This is a genomic window from Streptomyces beijiangensis, from assembly GCF_017315755.1.
In the GTDB taxonomy this organism is placed as follows: domain Bacteria; phylum Actinomycetota; class Actinomycetes; order Streptomycetales; family Streptomycetaceae; genus Streptomyces; species Streptomyces beijiangensis.
In genome coordinates, this window is sequence record NZ_JAFLRJ010000303.1 from 1 (window position 1) to 3201 (window position 3201).

A 3201-nucleotide genomic window follows, 5' to 3' on the forward strand; every position below is an offset into this window, starting at 1 on the left:
CCGCAGCACAGTCCGCGGCTTGCCCCCGGTGGAGGCCCGCCTCCCCGCCTCCTCGGCGAGCCCCTCGCCCCGGAGCCGGGCCGTGATCTTGCTGACGGCCTGCGGTGTGAGCCCGGTGCGCTCGGCCAGCTCCAGCCTGCTGATGCCGTCCTCTGCCGCCATCCGCAGCAGATCCAGCACCAGCGCGGCGTTGTGGCTGCGCAGCGCCGGCAGATTCACCCCACTGTTGTCCCTGTTCACAGAGACATTGTCCCCTGCGCTTGCACTTTGGCAACAGCGTTGCTTAAGTGGATTGCATGACTGATCTCCATGCCCTCCCTGACCTCCGCGTCGGACTCGTCGGCTACGGCCTGGCGGGCTCCGTCTTCCACGCCCCGCTGATCGCGGCCACCGAGGGCCTGGTCCTCGACACGGTCGTCACGTCGAACCCCGAGCGCCAGGAGCAGGCCCACGGCGAGTTCCCGGACGTCCGCTTCGTCGACTCCCCCGACGACCTGTGGCAGTACGCCGCCGAGCTCGACCTGATCGTCATCGCGTCGCCGAACAAGACGCACATCCCCGTGGCCACCGCCGCCCTCAAGGCAGGTCTCCCGGTGGTCGTCGACAAGCCGATCGCGGGCACGGCCGCCGAGGCGCGCGACCTCGCGGCGCTCGCCGAGGAGAAGAACCTCCTCCTCTCCGTCTTCCAGAACCGCCGCTGGGACAACGACTTCCTCACCCTCCAGGCCCTCATCGCGGACGGCGAGCTCGGCGACATCCAGCGCTTCGAGTCGCGCTTCGAGCGCTGGCGCCCGCAGCCCAAGGGCGGCTGGCGCGAGTCCGGCGACCCGAGCGAGATCGGCGGGCTGCTGTACGACCTGGGCAGCCACGTGGTCGACCAGGCGCTGGTCCTTTTCGGCCCGGCCGCCTCGGTCTACGCCGAGTCGGACGTACGCCGCCCCGGCGCGCAGGCCGACGACGACACGTTCATCGCGATCACCCACACCGGCGGTGTCCGCTCGCACCTCTACGTCTCGGCGACGACCGCCCAGCTCGGCCCGCGCTTCCGGGTCCTCGGTTCCTCGGCGGGTTACGTGAAGTACGGCCTCGACCCCCAGGAGGCGGCCCTGCGCGACGGCAAGCGCCCGTCCGCCGCCGAGGGCTGGGGCGAGGAGGCGGAGTCGCTCTGGGGCCGGGTCGGCTCGGGCGAGTCCCCGCTGACGGGCGGTGGCCGCCCGGTTCCGACGCTGCCCGGCGACTACCCGGCGTTCTACGCGGGGATCGCCGACTCCCTCCGTACCGGCGCGAACCCCCCGGTCACCGCGCACGAAGCCGCGGCAGCGCTGGACGTACTGGAAGCAGCGCGCCGCAGCGCCGCCGAGGGAATCACGGTGCAGCTGTGACCGCGCCCACCGTCGCCGAACTCGAAGCCCAGCAAAAGCACCTGACGCTCCCTCACTTCACGTACGAGGACGCCTGGGCGCTGGGCACGCTCCTGACCGACCTGGCCATGGAGCGCGACGCCCCGGTGGCGATCGACATCCGCCGGGGCCCGCAGCAGCTCTTCCACGCGGCGCTGCCCGGCTCGTCGGCCGACAACGACGGCTGGATCGACCGCAAGCGCGCGGTCGTGGCGCGGTACGCCGAGAGCTCACTCCTCGTCGGCACGCGCTTCCGCGAGAAGGGCAAGACCTTCGAGGCGGACTCGCGCCTGGACCCCAACTCCTTTGCCGCGCACGGCGGTTCGTTCCCTCTCACGGTCGAGGGAGCCGGAGTGATCGGCACGGTGACGGTCTCCGGACTGCCCCAGCTGGAGGATCACGCGATGGTGGTGGAGGCGCTGGAGCGCTTCATTCGGGCCACTGGCTGAGGAATCCTTCCCGTACGGAGAGGTCGACGAACTCGACCCGCCCGCCGATGCCTTCGAGCCGGTGATAGGCGAACGGCCTCCCGTACGGACAGCCGTCGAAGTCGGCGGTCGCGGCGGGCATCCGCGCGTTCTCCTCCTCGACCGACTCGGCCCAGAAGCCGAGATGGTCGAAGCGCGCGGACCCGCCGCAGTCCCAGGGGCTGCCGGACGGCCCCTGGATCAGCTCCAGACGCGGCCCCGGCCCGCGCGAGAAGACGATCCGGTAGGCCCACTCCCCCAGTTGGGCATCCCGCACTTCGTGCCACTGGGCACCGACGGCATCCGCGAGCTCGCTCATGGCCGACTCGATGTCCGGTACGGCGAACCCGACGTGGTAGAGCTCCTTCATCGGCGCAGCTCATCCCTCAGCAGCTCTTCCACTCTCCGCCAGGTGTCGGCCGCCGCGTCCGCGTCGTACGTCTCGCGCCCCTCGAAGAGGAAGGGGTGGCCGGCGCCGGGGTACACGACGAAGTCGTGCCGCACCCCAGACGCCTTCAACTCGCGCTCGATCTCTCCCCGTTGGGCCTGGCTGATGACGTGGTCCTCGTCCCCGACGACGAAGAGCAGCCGTCCGGTGATGCCCGGGGTGAGGGTGAGGGTCGGTTCCGGGGTGGAGAGCGGGATGTCGGTGACGGTCAGCCAGCCCGGATAGATGACGGCGGTCGCCAGAAGAGGAAGACGGGCGGCGGAGAGGTACGCCATGTGCCCGCCCGCGCTGAAACCGACCATGCCGATACGACCGCCCGCGCCTTCGTACTCCCGCAGATGGCGCATGGTGGCTTCGACGTCGGCGAGTACGCCCTCGCGGGTGAGCAGCGTGAGCAGCTCGAACCCGCGCTTGCGGCCGGCCTCGTCACCGGCGAGTGCGGCGCGGGGCTGGGTGCGGTGGTGGAAGTCGGGGGCGACGACGGTGAACCCGAGGGCGGCCAGCCGGTGGGCGGTCTCCTTGATGTTGTCGTCGAGCCCGAAGAGCTCGGGGGCGAGGATGACGCCGGGGTGGCTGCCGGGGGCGTCGGGCCGCGCGACAAAGGCGTCCATGCCGTCGATGTCGGCCCAGGCGGAGGTGGTGGTCGTCATGGCCCCGACACTAGGCGCCGCCGCGGCCCGGCCGGGGGCATTCCCCGATCCGCTGAGCAGCTCCCGCCCCGGACCCCGCTCCTCAATCGCCGGAGGGGCTGAATTTTCCCGGCCGTCCGCACGAATCGAGCCCACTCCAGGAAAAATCAAGCCCGTCGAGGGGGTCCCCCCTGCTCTTTAAGAGCTTGGGGGAGATTGAGGACACGCGGCCGAAGGTCGCGTACGGGGGGCAGGGG

At 71.1% G+C, this 3201-nt stretch carries 5 protein-coding genes; 2 read left to right on the forward strand and 3 right to left on the reverse strand.

What is annotated here, in order from left to right; translation table 11 throughout:
* Nucleotides 1-240, reverse strand: a 240-nt coding sequence (locus tag J0695_RS28015) for a winged helix-turn-helix transcriptional regulator (protein ID WP_206966565.1), incomplete at its 3' end; no start/stop codon positions are given.
* A gap of 56 nt (nt 241-296) precedes the next feature.
* On the opposite strand from J0695_RS28015, the gene J0695_RS28020 reads away from it, so the two are divergent.
* Both J0695_RS28020 and J0695_RS28025 read left to right on the forward strand, forming a co-directional pair.
* On the forward strand, nt 297-1382 hold the full coding sequence (locus tag J0695_RS28020; protein WP_206966567.1) for a Gfo/Idh/MocA family protein: 1086 nt from the start codon (nt 297-299) through the stop codon (nt 1380-1382).
* A complete protein-coding gene (locus J0695_RS28025; protein ID WP_206966569.1) occupies nt 1379-1849 on the forward strand; it encodes a heme-degrading domain-containing protein in 471 nt (156 codons plus the stop codon). Before J0695_RS28020 ends, J0695_RS28025 begins: the two co-directional genes overlap by 4 nt.
* Here J0695_RS28025 and J0695_RS28030 read toward each other — a convergent pair.
* Both J0695_RS28030 and J0695_RS28035 read right to left on the reverse strand, forming a co-directional pair.
* Nucleotides 1830-2237: a VOC family protein gene (locus tag J0695_RS28030; protein ID WP_206966571.1), complete on the reverse strand. Its 408-nt coding sequence runs from the start codon at nt 2235-2237 to the stop codon at nt 1830-1832. The two genes, J0695_RS28025 and J0695_RS28030, sit on opposite strands and share 20 nt — an antisense overlap.
* The gene (locus J0695_RS28035) at nt 2234-2965 is read right to left on the reverse strand and encodes a dienelactone hydrolase family protein (protein WP_206966573.1); all 732 of its coding nucleotides are present in this window, start codon (nt 2963-2965) and stop codon (nt 2234-2236) included. Before J0695_RS28035 ends, J0695_RS28030 begins: the two co-directional genes overlap by 4 nt.
* Between the last annotated feature and the right edge of the window lie 236 nt (nt 2966-3201).